2 protein-coding genes are annotated in these 2,095 nt (G+C 38.5%); both read right to left on the reverse strand.

Annotation, left to right across the window (positions count from 1 at the left end; translation table 11 throughout):
* Positions 1 to 217: 217 nt before the first annotated feature.
* The gene (locus EEJ45_RS17965) at positions 218 to 961 is read right to left on the reverse strand and encodes a restriction endonuclease (protein WP_164464350.1); all 744 of its coding nucleotides are present in this window, start codon (positions 959 to 961) and stop codon (positions 218 to 220) included.
* Between the two features lie 67 nt (positions 962 to 1,028).
* The gene (locus EEJ45_RS17970) at positions 1,029 to 1,865 is read right to left on the reverse strand and encodes a DUF3991 domain-containing protein (protein WP_124566117.1); all 837 of its coding nucleotides are present in this window, start codon (positions 1,863 to 1,865) and stop codon (positions 1,029 to 1,031) included.
* Positions 1,866 to 2,095 lie beyond the last annotated feature (230 nt).

The following is a 2,095-nucleotide window of genomic DNA, read 5'->3' on the forward strand; positions in this document are numbered from 1 at the left end:
AACGGGGACGATCTTTAATTTTTGTTGCGGCATAGAAAAAGCACCTCCTTATATTGATACGTTTATAGTACAGGAGGTGCAGATATTTTTATAGGCGTCGTTTGAATACGGGCTTACTGTATTACATTCCTTTCCCTTTACGACTTATACCATTTGGAAGGGGGATATCATTCGTTACAAACGAATCTGGAAAGCCCTTTTTCTTACATTAAATTTTCTAAGCGCTCTCTAGGGGCTTTGTCCCTCTACATGTAGGAAAGTTTGTACAACCGTAAAAAAGACCAGATGGGCCTTTCCGGATTTTCATTTCGCTGCCACATTTATCACATACAACCTCGTTATTTGCAGTAGTACGGATAACATGTTCTTGTGTCGCTTGTATGTACGGATTCATAATTGCCGCCATTTGAATAAGTTCCTTCCTGTCAATGAGCCGAACATGATTATAAGTTGCAAGTTCCATGGCCGAATTTGTAAAAAAGCTGTTTGTAATAATCCAAGCTTCTTCTGCGTTATAATATGATTTTGATGCAACTACCTCTTGTACAGCTTTAATCCCGACTTTCCCTTTATATCGTTTGACTTGCACCACTATCCTGTTTCTATCCTTCTGTAAAATCAAATCTGCTCCAAAATCCCCTTGTGCCTTTGTTACTTTAGCCTCGTACCCATTTGCTTGGCATAATTCCCTTACATAGTATTCGAATTGAAAACCATTCATCTTATCTATATCATTTACTCCGGACAAACGTAAAATCCTTCGCTCTTTGTATCGCTTATATATTTTAAAGCTAAAACTCGCCCCTAATAGTAACACGAAGTAAAAAACGAGCTGTGGATATTGAGTAACAATCTGGCTACCTAATGTGACCATATAAGAAGCTGCAATAAGTAGTACAGGAATGGAGAAGCCTGGTATATTTCTTCTCCTTCTCCTCCTCATTCTTCTCGCTTTTTTCACTTTACCTATCTCCTTTCCTATTACGAAGGAAGGGGATGCATTGCTACCAGCCCCTTCCTTCATATCTTTAGATACTTTGCGCTATTGCATCTTGCTTCGCTTCCACATATTTTTTGGTAACTTTCAATTCATCGTTCCAATCCTTTTCACGGATCGGAAGATCCACTCCAAACATTTTCGGATTGATTACTTTCTGAAGTTTAGCTACAAACTCTTTTCCGGCAGAATCATTATCAACGGCCAATACAATCTGTTTAATCACATGACCCTGTTTCTTTGCTTCCGCATATGAATGTAAGACAGTCTTGTCTTTTAGGCCATTCATACTTATAAGCCGCGCATTTGTAAGCTTTTCTTTCTTAATGCTCCAATACGATAGGAGATCTATTGGACTCTCAAAATAGTAAATTTTATCCAGTTTTCTGATATCAACTGTAAATCCAACATGCTTTTTACTGTTAGAGAGGATCTGCTTAAATGATCCTCTCTTGTTTTCTACCCTAACGGTTCCTTGACGATCCGCGCCCACAATCTGTCCTTTACCACCGTTTTCTCTCCACTTGAAAACGACATTATTTCTCTTATCCTGGGCAATCAAATCTTTACGAATGAGCCAATCAACAATACGGGAATCAATTTTCCTCTCATGAACTAAATATTTCTTTATGGCTGCATGGCCCTTCACTTCAAGAAAATCATAATATTGAAATTCTTTGGTTTGTTTTGATTCTTGTTGTTTTTCCTTATTGATGGTTTGATAGTTTCCTGAATTCAATTCCTGAACGGCTTCAACAAATGATAATCCGTAGAAGTCTTTGACGAAGCTAATAGCGCCATACCCTTTTAGGCCCTTACTGTTCCAGGCATACATGTTATCGCGAATGATGAGGCTGTCATGCTCCATATGACGATAGTAATTCCCTTCCTTTTTGGGGTCCCGTCACATGCCCATCAAGCTAACGAAACAAGTTTCCCCCAAAATGAAAAAAACGTTATTCTTTCAGGAAAATACTCAAAAAGGATGACGTTTTTTTATGGACCTCTCGCTTTCTGAAGAATTACATCTATTCTCACAAGAATTACAACGCTTTCTATCTCCAGTAGTCCTACAAGACATCGCCAAACAAGTTGGCT

The sequence above is a fragment of the Ectobacillus antri genome (assembly GCF_003852715.1).
Taxonomy (GTDB): Bacteria; Bacillota; Bacilli; order Bacillales; family Bacillaceae_G; genus Ectobacillus; species Ectobacillus antri.

Coding starts and splice junctions, on each gene's coding strand:
- EEJ45_RS17970 (WP_124566117.1), bottom strand. CDS start 1,865: ATGGAGCATGACAGCCTCATCATTCGCGATAACATGTATGCCTGGAAC.